Source organism: Staphylococcus sp. GDY8P67P (assembly GCF_017892545.1).
In the GTDB taxonomy this organism is placed as follows: Bacteria; Bacillota; Bacilli; order Staphylococcales; family Staphylococcaceae; genus Staphylococcus; species Staphylococcus ureilyticus.
This window is the reverse complement of record NZ_JAESLH010000022.1, coordinates 118,227-139,111: the sequence shown is the minus strand read 5'-3', so window position 1 is coordinate 139,111 and position 20,885 is coordinate 118,227. Positions and strand designations below refer to the sequence as shown.

Here is a 20,885-nt window from a genome sequence, read left to right as displayed (position 1 = left end):
ATAGCACCATCTAATTAATTTTTCTAGTTGTCTGTTTCAAAATGACCATTTTCATCTATCATTTCATATTCATCTAACAATGTTAATGTTTCGTTTACATTTGATTTTGTCTTTTTATTTTGGGTTAAGTTATATAATTTTTTATTTCTAATTTCCCAGTGTGTCGCTTTAAACCTAGCTTGAAAATACTCATCATGGCTCACAACTAATACTTGACCGTTAAAACTTTTTATCATATTTAAAATTAAGTCCTGTGTTGAAATATCAAAATAATTAGTTGGCTCATCTAAAATTAATAAATTGGCACCAGAGCAATATAGCAGTACAAATTGAAATCTACTTTTCTCTCCCATAGATAATTGACCAATTGGTGCATTAATTTTTTCCTCTTTAAAACCAAATGAAGCTAATATAGTTTGCGCTTCGCTTCTTGATATTTTATTCGTACTTAATAGCATCATCAGTGGAGATTCTGCTTCATTCAAATTTTTGTTCGTCTGATCGAAATATCCAATTTTTAGTGAAGGTGTGATTTTTAAATGTGCTTGATTAGCAAATATCTTTTGTCTGATCATCGCAATTAAAAGAGATTTTCCGCTTCCATTTGGTCCCGTTATTAATACGTTTTCTTTTTGTTTCATTTCGAAATGCGCATGTTCAAATACATGATGTTCACTTATAACAACATTGAAGTCTTCAAAATGAATTAAAAAACGCTTACGTAATTGGGCTTCATGATTAAAATGATAATGTTTTTGTTCGTTATCTGGCTGGTTTATGGTCTTCTCATTTAATTTTTCGGTCATTTGTTTTTCTTTTACTTTAGCCTTTTGAGCTAACTTACTAAGCTTCTTCTGCTCAATAGGGCTACGAACACTTGCTTTTTGTCGTGCTGAATGATGCCATGTTTGGATTCGTTGTATCGTGCGATTAAGTTCTGCTATTTCTTTTTGTTGCTTTTCGTACATATTTTGTTGTGTTTGTAACGTTAAATCTTTAATTTCACGGTACTTGGAATAATTACCATTATATTTATTCGTTTTTTCAGATGTTACTTCAATGACATGAGTCGCTGTTTGATCGATAAAATCACGCTGGTGTGATACATAAACAATCGTACGTTTTGATTTTTGAATTTTTCTAATCAGTTGTTCCAACATTTCTAAATCTAAATGATTCGTGGGTTCATCCAGTAAGATCAGTGGTTTGTTTGACATGAATGCTTTTAATAACGCCAGTCGTGTTTGTTGACCACCACTTAAATCTTGAATTTGTTTTTCTAAATCTTTTTCTGTTAAATTCATTTGATTCGCTTGCGTAATAATACTCTGTTCAAATTCGTAACCATTTAATGCACTATAGTCTGCAATATATTCATAATTGTCTTCAAGTTTTTGCTTTATCTGCAATATTTCGGGGTTTATTTCCATTACATAATCTAACCCTGTTAAGTGTTCATAAGCTAACATATTTTGGTACATTAAATAAGTTTCATCTTTATATTTCGATTTTATCGCTTCTAACAAAGTCGTTTTGCCTACGCCATTGTTACCTATCATTGCAATATGTTCGCCTTTATCAATTTGAATTTCTACAGAGTTAATTAAATTTTTACCAAATTTTTCAAATGGTTTTTGAACAAAATAAAAAGACATACCAAATTCCCTCTTTCTTAAGGGATACGACATGCCTTAACAATCCGAACATTATTTATGTTAGGTACTTGAGTGATGATTTTGCATTAAGACATGGTCTTATCCCATATATTACTTTTTTGATTAAATAATTGATATTGTTTGTTTTCATGAGATTTATCCATTGTCTTAATAAGGCCACCTAACTTTTTAATTTCATATAGTATAACAGTGAGCAATTTCTTACGCAAGTTTTATTTAGACTGTTATACTGCAATATATTAATATATTTAAGGAGGACATAGTGAAATGAGCGATATTAAATTATCTGCACTTAATCTAGTTCCAATTAGAGAAGGTCAATCCGACCAAGATGCAATTAGTGATATGGTTAAATTAGCACAAAATTTAGAAGAACTGGATTATGAAAGATATTGGATTGCAGAACATCATAACGCACCTAACCTTGTCAGTTCAGCCACTGCGTTATTAATACAACATACATTAGAACATACTTCTAAAATAAGGGTAGGCTCTGGTGGCATCATGTTACCTAATCATGCACCTCTCATTGTTGCAGAACAATTTGGGACAATGGAAACTGTATTTCCAGATCGCGTTGATTTAGGTTTAGGGCGTGCGCCAGGTACTGATATGATGACTGCAAGTGCGTTACGTAGAGATCAACACAATGGCGTTTATGAATTCCCTGAAGAAGTAGAACAACTTGCAACTTATTTTGGTCCAGGTAATCAACAAACGTATGTCCGTGCATATCCAGCCGTTGGTAAAAATGTACCTCTTTATATATTGGGTTCTTCAACTGATTCTGCACACTTGGCTGCACGCAAAGGATTACCTTATGTCTTTGCAGGTCATTTTGCACCACAACAAATGAAAGAAGCAATTGAAATTTATAAAGAACTATTTGAACCTTCAGAGGTATTAAGCAAGCCATATGTGATTGTTTGCTTAAATGCCATCGTTGCTGATACAGATACACAAGCAGAATATCTGGCAACAACACAGGCTCAGGTAATGGTAAGCATTACTAGAGGAAGAATGCAACCTGTACAACCACCAACTGACGATTTAAAGGGACTACTCACGCCTACTGAATATGAAATTGCCAAACAACGTATGCAAAGTTCACTCATCGGTTCTGAAGAAACGGTTAAACAAAAATTACAATCATTTATTGATGAATATGGTGAAATAGATGAATTAATGGCAATTAGTTACATCTATGATCAAGAAGCACAACTTGAATCGTATCGTAAACTTAAAAATATTATTTCAACTTTTTAATTAAATATAGAAAAGCCCAGGNNCCTGGGCTTTTCTATATTTAAGCGAATAAACTTAAACTTTAAAGACAATTTTATTTTTTGTCGTCTTTTTTATCTTTGTCATCTTTTTTATCGTCACTGCCACCAGTGAAATTATCGATTTGTTCAGATGCTTGCTTTGCTTTTTCGTTATCCGTATCTTTTAATTTATCAGAAACATTTTTTGCAGTTTCTTTTGCTTTATTCAAGAAATCAGACATAATAAAACCACCTTTTTAGTATTAGTTACCGATTATTATTTTTTAAATTTATCGATAACTTCATTTGCTTTATCTTTTGCATTTTCTACTACTTCTTTGGCTTTACCAGAAGTTTTATCTTCTTTGCCTTCTTTTTCTAAGTCTTTATTGTCGGCAACATTACCAACTGTTTCTTTAACGTTTCCTTTTGCTTGTTCGAATTTATTTTCATCTGCCATAAATAATACCTCCTTAGCAATGTATTTATTAAATACCACAATACTTAAGACGTAAACATTTAAAACAAATTTTTTTAAGTATTTTCAGTTAATGACAAAGAAACGTTTTACTAAATAACAATTTTACATCTTATATATAGAACATATATCCATCTAAATTATTAGTTTCATTATAATCTGCTAAATATTTTAAAGTTGTATTATCTAATACTTCTCTAACTGCATCTCTCATTCTAATCCAAAGTTGTTTTTGCGCAGGAGGTTCAGAATCAATACTTTCTACAAATGTAATTGGTCCTTCTAACAAACGAATAATGTCACCAGCAGTAATTTCTTCAGCTGATACTCTCAATTGATAACCACCTTTTGCTCCACGAACACTTCGGATTAAACCAGCATTTCTTAATGGACCTACGAGTTGTTCTAGATAAAGATCACTTAAATTATTTTCTTCAGCTATAGATTTTAACGAAACACATCCTTGCCCTTGCTTTTTGGCTAAAGATATCATTAGTGTTAAGCCATATCTGCCTTTTGTTGATATTTTCATTATATAACCTCACTTAATTCGAATACTATATATTAACATTCTATCATTTTTTACGTTAAGATAATATTAGAAAGGTGTGAAAGATTGTGACGAACGAACCACTCGCTTCAAGAATGCGACCAAATAATATTGATGAAATTATTTCACAAGATCACTTAGTTGGTGATAAAGGTATTATACGTAGAATGGTCAATACCAAACGACTATCATCCATGATTTTTTATGGTCCACCTGGAATTGGTAAAACGAGTATTGCTAAAGCAATTTCAGGTAGTACTCAATTTAAATTCCGTCAGCTAAATGCTGTTACAAATACTAAAAAAGATATGCAACTCATTGTTGAAGAAGCAAAAATGTCTGGACAAGTCATTTTATTATTAGATGAGATACACCGTTTAGATAAAGCTAAACAAGATTTTTTACTACCGCATCTCGAAAGTGGAAAAATTGTGTTGATTGGTGCTACAACATCAAATCCATATCACGCAATTAATCCTGCAATTCGATCAAGAGCGCAAATTTTCGAATTATATCCATTAGATGATAATGATATAAAAATTTCTTTAGAAAGGGCTCTCCACGATGAATCACGTGGATTAGCTTCATACAATCCAGTCATTGATGAAGATGCGATGAATTATTTCACTACACAAAGCCAAGGTGACGTTAGAAGTGCACTGAATGCTTTAGAATTAGCTGTGCTCAGTGCTGAAGTTAAAGAAAATCAAAGACATATTACATTAGAAGATGCTAAAGATTGCTTGCAAAAAGGTGCTTTTGTCAGTGATAAGGATGGTGATATGCATTACGATGTGATGAGTGCATTTCAAAAGTCAATTCGAGGAAGTGATGTAAATGCAGCATTGCATTATTTAGCACGTTTAATAGAAGCTGGAGACCTACCCACCATTGTCAGAAGATTATTAGTGATTAGTTATGAAGACATAGGTTTAGCTTCTCCTGGTGCAGGCCAACGAACTTTAGCAGCAATTGAATCTGCTGAAAGACTAGGATTTCCAGAAGCAAGAATTCCTTTGAGTCAAGCGGTAATTGAATTGTGTCTGTCTCCTAAATCTAATTCTGGAATCACTGCTATCGATGCAGCACTGTCAGATATTCGAAAAGGTCATGTAGGACAAATTCCCGACCATTTAAAAGATGGTCATTACTCAGGTGCCAAAGCTTTGGGTAGAGCAATAGGTTATAAGTATCCTCATAATTATGATAATGGATTTATCGCACAACAATATTTGCCTGATAAATTAAAAAACAAAATTTACTATACACCTAAAACAACATCAAAAACAGAACAACAGCTTAAATCTATTTTTGACAATATCAACAAGGCACAACAAAATAATCATTAGTTTAAGGTTATATCAAACAACCGCGTTAACACATTTGAAATGACTTCCTGTGTTAACGCGGTTCGTTGATATCTTTATTTATCTTTGATTCTTGTTACAGGTATATCTTTGAGTATGTCATTAACCACATAGCTTGCACATATCAACCCCACAACACTGGGTACAAATGCATTTGATGAGGGTGGCATTTGCCCTTTCCTAGTTGGTGCATTTGCATCGCCAACTGTTTCTTTGACATCTTCTCTTATAACGATTGGACTTTCATCTGAAAATACTACAGGTATCCCTTTGTATATACCTAATTTTTTCAATTTACGACGTATCAATTTAGCCATTGGATCCATATAAGTTTTAGAAATATCTGCAATTTGGAAACGTGTCGGATCTGTTTTATTTGCGGCACCCATACTCGAAATTACAGAAATACCTCTTTCAAGACATTCTTTCATAAGATGAACTTTATATATCAGTGTATCACTTGCATCTATAAAATAATCGATATCATAGTTATTAAACAAGGCTTCGTATGTTTCTTCTGTATAAAACATATGGAGTGATGTAACTTTACATTCAGGATTGATTAATTTGATGCGCTCTTCCATTAATGTGACTTTACTTTGACCTATTGTAGATGTTAAAGCATGTAACTGTCGATTGACGTTCGTTATATCAACATCGTCTTTGTCTATTAATATAATATGACCTATATTCGTACGCGCTAATGCTTCAGCTGCAAATGAGCCAACGCCTCCTACCCCTAAAACAACAACGGTTTTTTGTTTTAATAATTCTAAACCCTCTTTGCCGTATGCCAATTCATTTCTTGAAAATTGATGTTTCATTTTTAAACTCCTTATTTAGCGAATACTATAATCATAACATTTTTACGATCCGATTAATTGTAAAACAATAAATTATAACGATAAAAAAAATACGCAAGACCGAAGTCTTGCGTACCGATAGAGTCCGTGCGTGCCGTAGTTATAAATTGCTTGATCATTCGGCCTGCTATTAACAGGTGGGTGCCCTGTTTCTTGTTTTGCAAGTCCTCCTTAAGAGGCGTGTGCGCTGCAAGAAAACCTATTGGGCTCCCGGATCAAAGAGTGTTAGGCCCAAATATGAAGCAAACTTACGAACACTACAGATGACTACCTTATGCAAGTATAATAACACATTATTAGAATTTAGCAAGAATAAAGACTTAATAAAAATTAATGTCTAATTCTTAATGAGAGTTCTTCCAATTGATTTTCTGATACTTCACTAGGTGCATTTGTTAATAAACAAGTTGCAGATGCAGTTTTAGGGAATGCAATTGTGTCACGTAAGTTTGTACGTCCAGTTAACAACATAACTAAGCGGTCTAAGCCTAAAGCAATACCGCCATGTGGTGGCGCACCATATTTAAATGCATCTAATAAGAAACCAAACTGTTCTCTAGCTTGTTCTTCAGTAAATCCTAATACTTCAAACATTTTTGATTGTAAATCTTCATTGTGAATTCTAATTGAACCGCCACCAAGTTCATAACCATTTAAAACAATATCATATGCATTAGCTTGAGCATTTTCAGGTTCAGTATCTAATTTGCTAATATCTTCTTGTTTCGGTGCTGTAAATGGATGGTGTGCAGCAGTATAACGTTTTAACTCTTCATCGTATTCAAGTAATGGCCAATCTGTTACCCACAAGAAATTCAACTTACTTTCGTCGATTAAATCTAGTTCTTTAGCCAATTTTAATCTAAGTGCACCTAAGCTTTGAGCTACAACATTAGGCTTGTCAGCTACAAATAAGACTAAATCTCCAGATTGCGCACCAGTCAAGGCTTTTAATTTTTCAACATGGTCTGCTTCAAAGAATTTAGCTATAGGGCCATTTAAACCTTCATCAACTACTTTAACCCATGCCAAACCTTTGGCACCATATATATTAACAAATTCAGTTAAAGCATCAATATCTTTTCTAGTATAATTATCAGACGCACCTTTAGCTACAATTGCCTTCACTTGTCCATTGTTATTTACTGCATCTTTGAAAACTTTAAAGTCCATGATTTCACCAAGTTCTGAAACATTCATTAATTCCATACCAAATCGTGTATCTGGTTTATCAGAACCAAAACGCGCCATTGCTTCATCATAAGTTATTCTTGGGAATGGACGAGGCACTTCCACTTCTTTTACATCTTTTACAACTTTTTGTAACATTTCTTCACCCATGTCCATGACATCTTCTTGATCAACAAAGCTCATTTCAATATCAACTTGCGTAAATTCTGGTTGACGGTCTGCACGTAAATCTTCATCACGGAAACATTTAACAATTTGATAATATTTATCAAAACCACTAATCATTAACAATTGTTTAAATATTTGTGGTGATTGAGGTAATGCATAAAATTCACCTTCATGAACACGAGATGGTACTAAATAATCTCGCGCACCTTCTGGTGTTGACTTAGTTAACACTGGTGTTTCAATATCATAAAAACCTTCACCATCTAAATATTGTCTAATTGAACGTGTCGTTTGATGTCTCATCTTAAACGTTTGTGCTAATTCTTGACGTCTTAAATCTAAATATCTATATTTTAGTCTTATATTTTCATCCACATTTTGATTATCCTCATTTAAGGCAAAAGGTGGTGTTTCAGCTTTATTAATAATCTCAATATCTGATACTTGTACTTCAACTTGACCTGTAGCAATTTTGGGATTTACTGTTTCTGGGTCACGTTTTTTTACAATACCTTTTACTTCAACTACGTACTCAGATCTAATTGTTTCAGCTATACGTAATGCTTCTTCAGAAAAATCTGGATTAAACACAATTTGTACATAACCTTCGCGGTCACGTAAATCTACAAAGATCAGTCCACCTAAATCTCTACGATTGTGTACCCAACCTTTTAATATAACTTCTTGTTCTAATAGTGATTCAGTCACTAAACCACAATATGTTGTACGCTTACTCATGATATCTTCTCCTTAATTTCTAAAATAGTTAACAAGTTCGTTCAAATCAATACGTTCTGATTCCCCGGTCTCCATATTTTTTACATTAATATTTTTTTCTGCTAACTCTTGATCGCCAATCACAACAGTATATTTGGCATTTAATCTATCAGCTTGTTTCATTTGCCCTTTCACTTTACGCTCCATATAATCTTTGTCCGCTTTCACACCATTTTGACGTAAATCATTTAATAATTTTACTGCATAACGGTCTGCTTCTTGACCCATCGTAACGATAAATAAATCAAAGTCGTGGTCTACATCTAATTCAATGCCTTCTTCTTCTAAGGCCATTAATAATCTCTCAATACTAAGTGCAAAACCAATACCAGTTTGACTTGGACCATCTAACAATTCAAGTAAACCATTATAACGGCCACCCCCACATAATGTCGTAATTGCACCTTCATAATTCGGATTATCAATCATAAGTTCAAATGCTGTGTGTGTATAATAATCTAGACCTCTTACTAAGTTAGGATCTTCTTCATATTCAATGTCTAAATCATTTAAATGTTGTTTTACTTCCTCAAAATAAGTCTTTGAATTAGCATTTAAATATTCCGTAATTCGTGGTGCGGTTTTAACTGATTCTTTATCTTTATCAATCTTACAATCTAAAATTCTCATTGGATTCGTGTGCAGGCGTGCTTGGCAATCTTTACAAAAATCGCCAATTACTGGTTCAAAATGTTTAACCAAAGCTTCATTATATTCTTTACGAGAATCAATATCTCCAATACTATTAATGACTAATTTTAAATGTTTAAGACCAAATGACTGATAGATATGCATGACCATTGCCAAAATTTCTGCATCGATACTTGGATTTTCTGCACCTATGGCTTCTACACCAAATTGTGTAAATTGACGATAACGACCTTTTTGTTTTCGTTCATACCGGAACATTGGCCCATTGTAGTACAATTTTATTGGTTGATTAGGTAACCCTTGCATTTTATTTTCAATATATGAACGTACGACTGCAGCAGTACCTTCAGGTCTCAGAGTGATACTGCGATCACCTTTATCTTTGAATGTATACATTTCTTTTTGCACGACATCCGTTGAATCACCAACACCACGTGCAAATAATTCAGTACTTTCAAATATCGGTGTACGGATTTCTTCATAATTATATAATTCCATCAATTCATCTAATTTTGCTTCAATATATCGCCATTTTTTTGTTTCACTTGGTAAAATATCTTGTGTTCCTCTAGGAATATTTATCATAAAACCTCTCCTTTTATACAATAAAAAGTCCCTTGCATAACTATTCAGTTATACAAGGGACGAATATCCGTGTTGCCACCCTAATTGGTTAGAAAAAGTTATCAATGAATTTTTTCTAACCCACTTCATACGGATAACGTTCGTCACACGGCTTTAATTTCATAAAGCACCTCTTCTTGTGTTTTTATAACTAAACTACTAAGCATAATTTTCCAGCCACGAATTATGTCTCTACACATTTAAAAATGTTGACGTTTCATTTAGCATAGTCAAGAATAATAACGGTTTTAATATAGAATTCATATTTAATAATAACGAGTTATTGATTAATATGCAACCTTTTTATTCTGAAAAATATGCACGTAAACCATCGACAACTGCTTGTTCAACAATATGGCGATGTAATTGATTTGTTATCATATTTTCATCGGTTGGGTTGCTAATATAACCTAACTCTAATAAAACAGCGGGTACATTCGTCTGTCTCAATACTTGGAAGTTTTCTTGTCTAGCGCCTTTATTTGTCAGTAAGGCTTTCTTTTGTATGTACATATTTAATGTTTCTGCAAGTGCCTCTTGGTTGTTTTTAAGCCAATAAACTGTCGTTCCATTAGCTTTAGAAGATTTGAGTGAATCGTTATGTATACTGATAAAAGCGTCACCTTTAATATTACGATCGTCCAAGCTCACATAACTATCTGAACTTCTCGTCATATTTACGGTAGCACCTTCTTTTTCAAGCATTTTTTTCATTTCTTTAGCTGTCTTCAGTGTGTAAACTTTTTCAGTACTTTTCTTTTTTGTATTACTTGAAGCACCCTGGTCACTTCCTCCATGACCAGGATCAAGTACAATTGTTTTATCTTTTAGTGGTTTCTCGTTTGCGTTCGCATCTGCCTGAATATTTAGATTTGTATGCCAACCAGCCACCCATCCTTTATCTTTATGATTACTTGACTCAACTTCTATCCATTTACCAGACTTACCAATTTTATTATAACTTTGACCTTGGTTTGCCGGCTTAATAGTTGGATATACAGCATTAGGGCCTGTTCTCAAATCAGTATCTTCAGTGATATATATCGTATTCGAATCTTCATCATTATGATTTAGAAAAGCGATGAGCATAAAAATAAATATGACAAATGCTAACGCAACAATTAGCGTTGGAAAATTTTTAAAATTATGTTTATCTAGCCAAGTATTGATTGTTTTCATACGATTTTGCCATCCTGACTTTCATAAATAATCGTCACTGGTCCATCGTTAGCAATATTTACAAGCATATCTGTACCAAATTCACCTGTTAATACATTTATGTGATAATCGCGTAAAGCATCATTAAATTTTTCATAAAGTTCATTAGCTTTATCTGGCGGCATTGAATTGGTAAACCCAGGTCTATTGCCTTTTCTTACATCTGCATATAGTGTGAACTGTGAGATAGAAAGAATCTCGCCTTGTACTTGTTGCAAATTCAAATTAAGTTTGCCATTATCATCTTCAAACAATCGGGCATTCACGATTTTTCTTACTAATGTATCAATATCAGCTTCTGTAGATGATTTACCTACTCCAACAAACAAACAATAGCCTTTATTAATTTTATTATCTATTGAACCATTAGAAACAGATGCTTCTTTCACTCTTTGAACTATAATCTTCATGTATGTTTCACCTCTAATTCCAAACTCTTGTTACTGTGTAAACATCACCAAGCTGTTTTATTTTATCAACAACTTGATAGACTTCATTTACATTTTTCACCATAACACCAATATTAATGATTGCATTTTTATCAATATCTGAACGACCAGAAACTTTAACTAAGTTACTTTTAGTGGAATTAACGGCTTGTAAAACTTCATTTAATAAACCATTGCGGTCATAAGCTGTAACTTCTAAGTCAACCTGATATCGTTGTGTCGCATCTTTAGAGCGTACCCATTCGACACTAATTAATCTGTCTTTTTCATTTTTGATATTAGGGCAATCCGTTCGATGCACTTTAATACCATGACCTTTAGTGATATATCCAACAATATCATCACCAGGGATTGGATTACAACATTTTGATAATTTAATCAGTACATTTTCAATTCCTTCAACGTAAACGCCACTATCTGTAGTAATGTCGTCCTTAATGGGCACAGATTTTTGTACTTCTTGTACTGAATTCAAGGCTTTTTGTTTGTCTTGAATCCGTTGTTTTTCAGTTAACTTATTTACGATTTGTAAAGCAGTCACGCCACCAAATCCTACTGCAGCAAATAAATCTTCTTCGTTAGAAAAATTATATTTATCTTTTACAACTTCTATATTGTCATCCGTTAAGACTGCATCTACTCGGTAACCCTGATCTTTTATTTCTGCTTCGACCATAAACTTACCTTTTTCAATATTAGAAGATCGATCTTGTTTTTTAAAGAAACTGCGTATCTTACTTTTGGCACTAGAAGATTTAACAATTTTCAGCCAATCACGACTTGGACCGTAAGAGTGCTTACTTGTTCTAATCTCAACGATATCACCGGTTTTCAGCACATAATCTATTGGTTCAATTTTCCCATTGACCTTAGCACCAATCATCTTATTTCCTACCTCGCTATGTACAGCATATGCAAAATCGATTGGCACAGCACCATAAGGTAACTCTATTACATCACTTTCTGGTGTAAAGGCATATACTTTATCGCTTTGTAAATCAAATTTTAAAGTTTCCATAAACTCTTCTGCATCGGTCGTAGTACTATCCGTTTCAGCAAGTTCTTTGATCCAATTTAATTTTTTATTGAAATTTTGTGTTTTCTCAGTAACTTTTTTACCTTCTTTATATGCCCAATGTGCTGCAACCCCATGTTCTGCAATTTCATGCATTTCATAAGTTCTTATCTGAATTTCTAAAGGATCGCCATTGGGTCCAACGACCGTAGTATGTAGAGATTGATACATATTTTGCTTCGGCATAGCAATATAATCTTTAAATCTACCAGGCATAGGTTTCCATAGTGTATGCACAAGACCCAATACAGCATAGCAATCGTTGATTGAATTAACGATGATTCTAATAGCTAATAAATCAAATATTTGATCAAATTGTTTCTTTTGTTTAACCATTTTTCTATAAATACTATATATATGTTTAGGTCTACCATTAATATCGCCGATTATATTCATTTTTCCCATTTCTGTATCTATGCGATTGATAGCATTTTGTATATATTCTTCTCGTTCACTACGTTTTTTCTTCATGAGATTAACGATTCTGAAATATTGCACACTATCAATATATCTAAGTGCTGTATCTTCTAATTCCCATTTAATCGTATTAATCCCTAATCTATGTGCTAAAGGAGCATAGATTTCTAAGGTTTCTTTTGAAATCCTTATTTGTTTCTCTCGTGGCATTGCTTTCAATGTTCTCATATTATGTAACCGATCCGCTAATTTAACAAGAATAACGCGGACATCTTTAGCGATAGCAATAAATAGCTTGCGATGGTTCTCTGCTTGCTGTTCTTCTTTAGAACGATATTTTACTTTTTTTAACTTCGTCACGCCTTCTACGATTATGGCAATTTCTTCATTAAACATGCCTTTTACATCATCAAACGTATAAGGTGTGTCCTCAATCACGTCATGTAAAAAACCTGCAACAATGGTTGGACCATCTAAATGCATTTCGGTTAAAATCCCAGCTACTTGTATAGGATGCATAATATATGGCAAGCCATTTTTACGAAATTGACCTTCGTGTGCCTCATAAGCTAGATGGTAACTTTTCAATACATATTCATAATCTTCTTTTGACAAATATGATTTTGCTTTAGATAATACTTCGTCCACACTGTATGGATATTCATTGTTCACTTAAGACACCCCTATACTAAATATTAATCATGATTAGATACCCAGTATTATTTTATATCGATTGTAACGTATTTTTACGCTATTAGGTCAAATTATGTATAATAGTTATATAATACTACATGTTATTAAATAAATAAATGCGTACCTTTGACAATTGGCAAAATGTAGTTGAATTTTAATTTTTTTAATACACATAAAAGATGTTTCAGTTAATTAATCATAAATACTATTTTAATAAATATAAAGAGCCAAATGAAATCATCTTAAATGTTTTCATTTGGCTTTAAAATTTCGTCAATTATAAATATTACTATTCATCATATGAGATTAAACTCATTACATCATACGCTTTAATTTTTTCAATACCTTTTAAATATTTTAATTCTATAATGAAAGCGATACCTACAACTATACCACCTAATTGTTCAACCAACTTAATTGCCGCTTCAATCGTACCACCTGTAGCTAGTAAATCATCCGTAATCAACACACGTTGCCCTGGTTTAATTGCATCTTTGTGCATAGTTAATACATTTGTGCCATACTCTAAATTATACTCATACCGAATGACTTCTCTAGGAAGTTTGCCTTCTTTTCGCACTGGTGCAAAGCCAATACCCATTGAATATGCGACAGGACAGCCAATGATAAAACCTCTAGCCTCTGGTCCTACAACGACATCAACATCTCGTTGTTTTGCATATTTAACAATTTGATCCGTTGCATATCCATAAGCTTCACCGTTGTCCATTATTGTTGTGATATCTTTGAAGTTAACCCCTGGTTGTGGCCAGTCTGAAACTTCCGATACATATTGTTTTAAATCCATACAAACTTCCTCCTATTATTGTACCAATTCATCTTTTATCCATTGCTTTAAGCGATTAAAATCTTCATAAAGCAATAACTTTTCAACTTCAATTCTATCAATACGACTTTGATAATATTTACTCGAAGCAATGTCACGTTTCGTTGAAACATCTTTTAATTTGATTATACCATCATCAACTTGAATAAACTCTAAATCCAAGAAAACTTTCAAGATAAATTTAAGCATGTTTGGTTGAATATTTAAAAATTTACATAGTTGTACGCCTTCATTAGCTAAATTTGTTTCTTTTTTAGTAGCAAGTGCCTTAAAACATTGTTTAAATGTTTCCATTTTTGGCATACCTTCAAAGTATATTGATCTATCATGATTTAACACGAGATATATTTGGGATATATCAACAGTTTTTAATGTTGTTTTTAAATCATTTATAGACGTTGGCAGATCTCTAAAGACGTATTTTTCATAGTTATTACTAATTTCATCACCATAATAATGATAATTTTCACCTAACTTTTCACTTCTTTGATGAATTAAATAAGCAACATCCTTAGCATCAGCATTTAAATCATTTACTTTGTTTTTACTTCTATAGTCTAAAATCTGTAAATTATGACTCGCTAAATCTTCAATCATAAATTGAGGCGATTGAAATCCATTCCATTCATTAATTTGTAATGTGCCAATGACATTAATAGGCTGTTGTACACCCAATTCTTTTACTAAAGCACCATTTTGCCAAAAAATTGCTTGTAATTGACTTTCACCGATAACGAGTTTCAAATGTTTTTTCTCCTGACCAATGCCTTTAACTTGTTGTACAAGAACGTCTTGTAATTCAAAGCACGGGCTAGTGAAATCTGTGCCAAATGGTCGTAATCTCTGAATATCTTTGATGTTTTGTATCGTAATGTCACTTTCTGAAATCAATACATCAACTTTTTTACGTGGTTCAAGTGAAGTTGTTTTGGCTAATTGTGCCATCCACTCATTTAAACTGTTTTGTAGTTGTTGAATATTTTCTATAGGCATTGTGATCCCAGCTGCCATATGGTGACCACCGAATTTTGTAATTAACTGAGAATAATCACTTAAAATTTCAAACATCGACACTTGATCGATGCTTCGAGCTGAACCTTTTGCGTGATTTTGAGCTTCATCTATATTTAAAATTAATGTTGGTAGACTGTATGTTTCCACAATTTTTGACGCTACAATACCAAGTACACCCTCATGCCAATCTGCTTTGGCTAACAATAAAAATTTTGAGCCTTGCTGTACTTGTTCTTCTGCCATTACAAGTGCTTCTTCGGTAATTTGAGACACGATGTCTTTACGCTCTTGGTTAAAAAATTCAACTTGTTCGGCTAAAAACATCGCTTCATCTTCTGTTTCAGTCATTAATAGCTCTGCAGCAAGTGCAGCATCTTCTAATCGACCAACAGCATTTAATCGAGGCCCTATAATAAACCCGACGGTCTCCTCGTTGATTTCATCATTATAACCTGCTTGGTTAAGTATAGCTTTTATTGATGGCGGACAATATTTATTTAATGATGCTAAACCGTTTTGAACCAATGTTCTATTTTCATCCGTTAAAGATACTAAATCAGCGATTGTTCCAATTGCAACCAAACCTAAAAAATAAACAGGTGGTTCTTCCAATAAACATTGAGCTAGCTTATAAGCAACGCCCGCACCACATAAATATTTAAAAGGATATTCAAACTCAGGATGCATTGGATGGACAATAGCGTATGCATTAGGCATCGTTTCACCAATTTCATGGTGGTCTGTGACAATAACATCAACACCCAAGTCTTGAACCATTTGTATTTCATCATGTCCTTGAATACCATTATCTACGGTTATGATTAAAGATATCCCCTCATCATAGGCATTCTTAAAAGCCAATTCATTAGGACCATAACCTTCAGAAAAACGATTTGGTATATACCAACCTACATGGGCACCAAGTTCTTTCAATGTAGTGACCAATATAGTCGTTGAAGTAACACCATCCGCGTCATAGTCACCATATACTAAAATCTTTTGATTTTGATCTATCGCCACATTGATACGTTCAATAGCTTTTTCCATATCGCTCATCTTCCAAGGATCATGTGTCATTTGGACTCCTTCTAAAAGATTACGAATTTCGGTTTCATCTGTAATACCTTTACTTTCCAAAACTTTTTTTACAATAGGAGTTAGCTTTAAATCTGCTGAAATATGATCTGATATTTCAACTTCAGGTAATTTAACGTCCCAATTATATTTTGATTTAATCATACTATTCTCCCTCATTTCCACAAGCAATTATACAAAAGAATCCAAAAAATAAAAAGTAGTAACCTTTAATTCAACCATAACTTAAAACTCATATTCTTAATAGTTGAATAGTTTATGACATAAATAAATCATTTATCTATGAGTACATGCATAGTCAAAAATTACAATACATTCAATATAAAAAATGACTAATCCGCTTTTACCACGGATTAGTCATCTATTTTAGAAACGGGCTTTTTCTCCCATACTGATTTATGATTGATTTTTAAGTTAGTACCTATTAGATATTAATTAAACTAATATTTTTTCATCATTTGATTTTTTCTCTTTATATACAATAAGTTTATTGTCGTCTGATTTTTTAAGCTGACGTTTTTTCATAATTCCCCATAAAGGAACAGCTATAAATACTGATGAGAACACACCAGATATTAAACCAATTAACAACGCTAATGAGAAATTGAAAATACTTGGTGCACCAAATGCTAATAGTGCAACTACGACAATAATCACTGTCAGCACTGTATTGATAGAACGCGTCATTGTTTGACGAATCGATCTATTGACAATATCATCGATTTGTTCAGGTTTCGTAATCACTTTTATTTTATGCAAGTTCTCACGCACCCTGTCAAACGTTACAATCGTATCATTAATTGAGTAACCAATGATAGTTAGCACGGCTGCAATAAATGTAATATCAACTTCTAATCTAAATAGACTGAAAACTGCCACAATCATAAATGCATCGTGTAATAATGCTAGTACTGAAGACAGTCCCATACGCCATTCAAATCTGAAAGTGATATAAATAATGATACCAATGGCAGCATATAATAATGCCATCATCGCATTTTTAGCCAATTCTTGACCTATAACTGGTGAAACAGTATTTACCGTTGGATCATTGCCAAATGATTTATCAATTGTGTTCTTAATTTTTGAAACTTCATCTTTAGATAAATCATTTTTAAATTGTACTGTTGCATTTTTACCATTTTCACCTAAAGAAACTTGTGTAGGTTTAAAATCTTGATCTTCAAGTGTTTTTGTCACTTTCGCTTCAGATATTTTATCTTTTGATTCAAAGTCAACTCTTGTACCACTTGTAAAATCAATACCTAAGTTTAGTTTGAAAATAAACAGTATCACTGCACCGACAATTAAAATTAGTACGCTTAGTGACAACAATGGCTTGGCTAACTTCATAAAATCCCAACGCTCATAAGGGGTTTTTAAATCATGAACTTCCTTACCTTCATTTATATCTGCAATATGATGCTTGTTCACACCAAACAACCAAGATGATTTTTTGAAGAAATTTGAAGAAACAAGCAATGATAGCAACCATCTGGATAAAAATACTGCTGTTACAAAAATCATTAATATGCCAAGTAACAACATCGTTGCGAAACCTTTAACAGAACTTTCACCAAAGAAGAACAATACAGCAGCAGCAATCACAGTTGTAAGCTGCGCATCTACTATGGTTAAGAATGAACTTTTATTCGCTTTTTTGTAAGCTTGTTTAAGTGTTCGTCCAATTTTCAGTTCATCTTTAATCCGTTCATACATGATAATATTCGCATCGACTGCCATACCGACACCCAACACTAAAGCTGCAAGGCCTGGTAACGTTAAGACACCAGAAATGAAATTAAATGCTACTAATGTTAAGTAAATATAAACAGTAAGTGCAATAACAGCTACTAATCCTGGTAAACGATAGAAACCTAACATAAATAAATAAATAACTGCAATACCAATTGCCGCAGCAAATATGGTTTTATCTAATGCATCTTGTCCAAATTGTGCACCTACTGAATTTGAGTAAATTTCATTTAAATCTACAGGTAATGACCCGGAATTTAATAAATCAGCAATTTGTTTTGCTTCTTCAATCCCTTTTTCACCTTTAAATCCACCAGAAATTTCCACACTATCTGAATTGATAGGTTTGTCAACTGAAGCAGCAGACACGTATTTTGGATCTTTTTTATTCATTTCTTTATGGTAAGTATCACCTTTTTCGTGATCTAGCCATACAACCATGACATTTTCATCTTTTTTTGAAATTTCTTCTGTTACTTTTTTAAATTTATCACTATCTTTTAATTTAAAAGTAACCGCGGGCTGATTCGTATTTTGTTTGAATTCTTGTTTCGCTGAACCCTGTTGTATATCTTTACCCGTAAGTTTGATATTGTCATCAGCATCACGAATCGTTAAATTAGCTTGTGATGATAAAATTTCTCTAGCTTGAGATTGATTTTTTATACCTGCTAATTGTACACGGATTCTATTTTTATCTTCCACTTGAATTTTAGGTTCAGAAACCCCTAAAACGTTCACACGGTTTTCAAGTGTTTTTGCTGTGGCTTTGACAGCTTTATCATCAATTTTATCTCCTTTTTGTAAAGGATCAACTTGATATAAAACCTCAAAACCACCTTGTAAATCTAATCCGAGGCTGACATTTTTAACTACATTTTTATATGTAAGTCCTATCCCGCCTAACAATAGAACCACAAGTAATATAAATGCAACTATTCTACTACTCTTCTTCACTTGAACACCTCATTGTAAGCTTATGTTATAATTTTTTCAGAATTCAATCGCCATCTTTATCATTTACTCGACGATTAAACTTTTTCTCAATAACCTTACATATTTTAACACATTACATGTAGTGTAAAAACAAACTTAACTTATTTGTAACTTCTTTTTAAATGTAAGTGTTATCAATTGTAATGATTACTTAAGCTATATAAAATATTTGCTTTTGTCTATCTTTCATTATAACACCAACTATATCTTTAAAGTCCAATATCTTTAGGTTTTGTTAAACAAAAAACGAACTGATAGTATATATCAGTTCGTAATTATAACGTGATTTATGAAGGATCAACTTGTTTAATAGCTGGCTTTTCTAGAGTAATTTCTGTACCGTTGCCATTTAAAGTTAATACAACTGTAGTTTCGTCAACGCTACGTACAGTTCCTTTAATGCCACCTATAGTCGTAACGTGTTGTCCAGATGAAATCTGACTAATCATTTCACGATGCTCTTTAGCCTTTTTCTGTTGTGGTCTAATTAAGAAGAACCACATTAATACTAATAATAATATCGGTAATATCAATGAAGTAAATTGCATATAGTTATTGCTCCCTTTTAAAAGTTTTTTGGGTTTTCTACATTTAGTCCATACTGTTCAAAAAATTCTTCTTTAAAATCAAGTAAACGATCATCACGAATAGCTTGTCGGATGTTTTCCATTAATTTCAGCAAGAAATGTAAATTATGATAAGTAGTAAGACGGATACCAAAAGTTTCTTCTGCTTTTATTAAATGCCTTATGTATGCTCTACTATAATTTTTACAAGTATAGCAGTCACAATTATCATCAAGTGGACCTAAATCTTCAGCATATTTAGCATTTTTTATAGTAACACGGCCATGTGAAGTCATACATGTACCATTACGTGCAATACGCGTAGGTAATACACAATCAAACATGTCCATACCTCGAATGCTACATTCTATTAATGCATCTGGCGAACCCACACCCATTAAATAGCGCGGTTTGTCTTTAGGCATAAATTGTTGTGTATGCGAGACCATATCATACATTACTGGCTTTGGTTCTCCAACAGATAAACCTCCAATTGCATATCCAGGAAAATCCAACGCCACTAACTCTTCAGCGCTTTGTTGACGTAAATCTTTATATTCTCCACCTTGGATAATACCAAATAAAGCTTGATCTTCGGGTCTTTGATGCGCTTGTAAACATCTAGCAGCCCATCTACTTGTTCTTTCGATTGAATCTTTTACATATTTATATTCAGCTGGCATAGGTGGACATTCATCAAATGCCATCATAATATCTGAACCAAGGTCATTTTGAATCTGCATTGATTTTTCAGGACTCAAGAATAATTTCGAACCATTAGTATGATGACGGAATTCAACACCTTCTTCAGTAATTTTTCTTAAATTACTTAAACTAAATACTTGAAAACCACCTGAATCTGTCAGTATTGGACCATTCCAGTTCATGAACTGATGTAATCCCCCACTCTTTTTGATAATATCATTTCCTGGTTGCAACCACAAATGATATGTATTTCCTAATATTATTTTTGCTTCCATCTGATGCAATTCTTCAGGGCTCATCGTTTTCACTGTGGCTTTGGTTCCAACAGGCATAAACATTGGTGTTTCAAACGATCCATGAGGTGTATGCACGATTCCTAATCTTGCTCCAGATTGTTTACATGTTTTTATATGTTCATACGTTACAGCTGGCATACAAAAACTCC

General features: G+C 32.9%; 17 protein-coding genes and 1 other RNA gene. 2 read left to right on the top strand and 16 right to left on the bottom strand.

Annotation, left to right across the window (positions count from 1 at the left end):
• Nucleotides 1–23 precede the first annotated feature (23 nt).
• Nucleotides 24–1,655, bottom strand: a complete 1,632-nt coding sequence (sal, locus tag KA833_RS08510; RefSeq protein ID WP_075100079.1) for a Sal family ABC-F type ribosomal protection protein — start codon at nucleotides 1,653–1,655, stop codon at nucleotides 24–26.
• A 288-nt stretch (nucleotides 1,656–1,943) separates the two neighbouring features.
• Here sal and KA833_RS08505 point away from each other — a divergent pair, with 288 nt between their 5' ends.
• Nucleotides 1,944–2,942 (top strand): LLM class flavin-dependent oxidoreductase, encoded by a 999-nt coding sequence (locus tag KA833_RS08505; protein ID WP_046208103.1) that lies wholly within the window; start codon nucleotides 1,944–1,946, stop codon nucleotides 2,940–2,942.
• Between the two features lie 73 nt (nucleotides 2,943–3,015).
• Here the strand turns inward: KA833_RS08505 and KA833_RS08500 are convergent, their stop codons facing one another.
• The 3 genes from KA833_RS08500 to cymR all read right to left on the bottom strand — a co-directional run bounded on the left by KA833_RS08500 (nucleotide 3,016) and on the right by cymR (nucleotide 3,951).
• Nucleotides 3,016–3,183: a hypothetical protein gene (locus tag KA833_RS08500; RefSeq protein WP_157947928.1), complete on the bottom strand. Its 168-nt coding sequence runs from the start codon at nucleotides 3,181–3,183 to the stop codon at nucleotides 3,016–3,018.
• 35 nt (nucleotides 3,184–3,218) lie between these two features.
• Entirely contained in the window at nucleotides 3,219–3,401 is a 183-nt protein-coding gene (locus KA833_RS08495; RefSeq protein ID WP_046208102.1) for a CsbD family protein, read from the bottom strand.
• Between the two features lie 130 nt (nucleotides 3,402–3,531).
• Entirely contained in the window at nucleotides 3,532–3,951 is a 420-nt protein-coding gene (gene cymR / locus KA833_RS08490; protein WP_019469423.1) for a cysteine metabolism transcriptional regulator CymR, read from the bottom strand.
• Nucleotides 3,952–4,037: 86 nt separating this feature from the next.
• Between cymR and KA833_RS08485 the strand changes: the two genes are divergently transcribed.
• Complete coding sequence (locus KA833_RS08485; RefSeq protein ID WP_046208101.1) at nucleotides 4,038–5,318, top strand: replication-associated recombination protein A; 1,281 nt, start codon at nucleotides 4,038–4,040, stop codon at nucleotides 5,316–5,318.
• Between the two features lie 74 nt (nucleotides 5,319–5,392).
• Here KA833_RS08485 and KA833_RS08480 read toward each other — a convergent pair whose 3' ends face one another.
• The 12 genes from KA833_RS08480 to tgt all read right to left on the bottom strand — a co-directional run bounded on the left by KA833_RS08480 (nucleotide 5,393) and on the right by tgt (nucleotide 20,874).
• Complete coding sequence (locus KA833_RS08480; protein ID WP_210128453.1) at nucleotides 5,393–6,160, bottom strand: tRNA threonylcarbamoyladenosine dehydratase; 768 nt, start codon at nucleotides 6,158–6,160, stop codon at nucleotides 5,393–5,395.
• 117 nt (nucleotides 6,161–6,277) lie between these two features.
• Nucleotides 6,278–6,468: non-coding RNA, 6S RNA (gene ssrS / locus KA833_RS08475), on the bottom strand.
• 61 nt (nucleotides 6,469–6,529) lie between these two features.
• On the bottom strand, nucleotides 6,530–8,296 hold the full coding sequence (gene aspS / locus KA833_RS08470) for an aspartate--tRNA ligase (RefSeq protein WP_210128452.1): 1,767 nt from the start codon (nucleotides 8,294–8,296) through the stop codon (nucleotides 6,530–6,532).
• Between the two features lie 12 nt (nucleotides 8,297–8,308).
• A complete protein-coding gene (gene hisS, locus KA833_RS08465) occupies nucleotides 8,309–9,571 on the bottom strand; it encodes a histidine--tRNA ligase (protein ID WP_046208098.1) in 1,263 nt (420 codons plus the stop codon).
• Nucleotides 9,572–9,913: 342 nt separating this feature from the next.
• The gene (locus KA833_RS08460) at nucleotides 9,914–10,789 is read right to left on the bottom strand and encodes an N-acetylmuramoyl-L-alanine amidase family protein (protein ID WP_064208877.1); all 876 of its coding nucleotides are present in this window, start codon (nucleotides 10,787–10,789) and stop codon (nucleotides 9,914–9,916) included.
• On the bottom strand, nucleotides 10,786–11,238 hold the full coding sequence (dtd, locus tag KA833_RS08455; protein ID WP_046208096.1) for a D-aminoacyl-tRNA deacylase: 453 nt from the start codon (nucleotides 11,236–11,238) through the stop codon (nucleotides 10,786–10,788). Before dtd ends, KA833_RS08460 begins: the two co-directional genes overlap by 4 nt.
• Before the next feature lie 13 nt (nucleotides 11,239–11,251).
• Entirely contained in the window at nucleotides 11,252–13,441 is a 2,190-nt protein-coding gene (locus KA833_RS08450; RefSeq protein ID WP_046208095.1) for a RelA/SpoT family protein, read from the bottom strand.
• Nucleotides 13,442–13,751: 310 nt separating this feature from the next.
• Nucleotides 13,752–14,270 carry an adenine phosphoribosyltransferase gene (locus tag KA833_RS08445; RefSeq protein ID WP_046208094.1) on the bottom strand — a complete coding sequence of 173 codons (519 nt, stop codon included), beginning with the start codon at nucleotides 14,268–14,270 and terminating at the stop codon, nucleotides 13,752–13,754.
• 15 nt (nucleotides 14,271–14,285) lie between these two features.
• The gene (gene recJ, locus KA833_RS08440) at nucleotides 14,286–16,562 is read right to left on the bottom strand and encodes a single-stranded-DNA-specific exonuclease RecJ (protein WP_210128451.1); all 2,277 of its coding nucleotides are present in this window, start codon (nucleotides 16,560–16,562) and stop codon (nucleotides 14,286–14,288) included.
• Nucleotides 16,563–16,853: 291 nt separating this feature from the next.
• Nucleotides 16,854–19,130, bottom strand: a complete 2,277-nt coding sequence (gene secDF, locus KA833_RS08435) for a protein translocase subunit SecDF (protein ID WP_046207916.1) — start codon at nucleotides 19,128–19,130, stop codon at nucleotides 16,854–16,856.
• 326 nt (nucleotides 19,131–19,456) lie between these two features.
• Nucleotides 19,457–19,717, bottom strand: coding sequence for a preprotein translocase subunit YajC (gene yajC / locus KA833_RS08430; protein ID WP_019468514.1), 261 nt, complete (start codon nucleotides 19,715–19,717; stop codon nucleotides 19,457–19,459).
• A 17-nt stretch (nucleotides 19,718–19,734) separates the two neighbouring features.
• The gene (tgt, locus tag KA833_RS08425; protein WP_019468513.1) at nucleotides 19,735–20,874 is read right to left on the bottom strand and encodes a tRNA guanosine(34) transglycosylase Tgt; all 1,140 of its coding nucleotides are present in this window, start codon (nucleotides 20,872–20,874) and stop codon (nucleotides 19,735–19,737) included.
• Nucleotides 20,875–20,885 lie beyond the last annotated feature (11 nt).

Excerpts from the sequence above, each read along its gene's own strand:
- sal (WP_075100079.1), bottom strand. The coding sequence starts at position 1,655 with ATGTCTTTTTATTTTGTTCAAAAACCATTTGAAAAATTTGGTAAAAAT.
- KA833_RS08505 (WP_046208103.1), top strand. The coding sequence starts at position 1,944 with ATGAGCGATATTAAATTATCTGCACTTAATCTAGTTCCAATTAGAGAA.
- KA833_RS08500 (WP_157947928.1), bottom strand. The coding sequence starts at position 3,183 with ATGTCTGATTTCTTGAATAAAGCAAAAGAAACTGCAAAAAATGTTTCT.
- KA833_RS08495 (WP_046208102.1), bottom strand. The coding sequence starts at position 3,401 with ATGGCAGATGAAAATAAATTCGAACAAGCAAAAGGAAACGTTAAAGAA.
- cymR (WP_019469423.1), bottom strand. The coding sequence starts at position 3,951 with ATGAAAATATCAACAAAAGGCAGATATGGCTTAACACTAATGATATCT.
- KA833_RS08480 (WP_210128453.1), bottom strand. The coding sequence starts at position 6,160 with ATGAAACATCAATTTTCAAGAAATGAATTGGCATACGGCAAAGAGGGT.
- aspS (WP_210128452.1), bottom strand. The coding sequence starts at position 8,296 with ATGAGTAAGCGTACAACATATTGTGGTTTAGTGACTGAATCACTATTA.
- hisS (WP_046208098.1), bottom strand. The coding sequence starts at position 9,571 with ATGATAAATATTCCTAGAGGAACACAAGATATTTTACCAAGTGAAACA.
- KA833_RS08460 (WP_064208877.1), bottom strand. The coding sequence starts at position 10,789 with ATGAAAACAATCAATACTTGGCTAGATAAACATAATTTTAAAAATTTT.
- dtd (WP_046208096.1), bottom strand. The coding sequence starts at position 11,238 with ATGAAGATTATAGTTCAAAGAGTGAAAGAAGCATCTGTTTCTAATGGT.
- KA833_RS08445 (WP_046208094.1), bottom strand. The coding sequence starts at position 14,270 with ATGGATTTAAAACAATATGTATCGGAAGTTTCAGACTGGCCACAACCA.
- recJ (WP_210128451.1), bottom strand. The coding sequence starts at position 16,562 with ATGATTAAATCAAAATATAATTGGGACGTTAAATTACCTGAAGTTGAA.
- yajC (WP_019468514.1), bottom strand. The coding sequence starts at position 19,717 with ATGCAATTTACTTCATTGATATTACCGATATTATTATTAGTATTAATG.
- tgt (WP_019468513.1), bottom strand. The coding sequence starts at position 20,874 with ATGCCAGCTGTAACGTATGAACATATAAAAACATGTAAACAATCTGGA.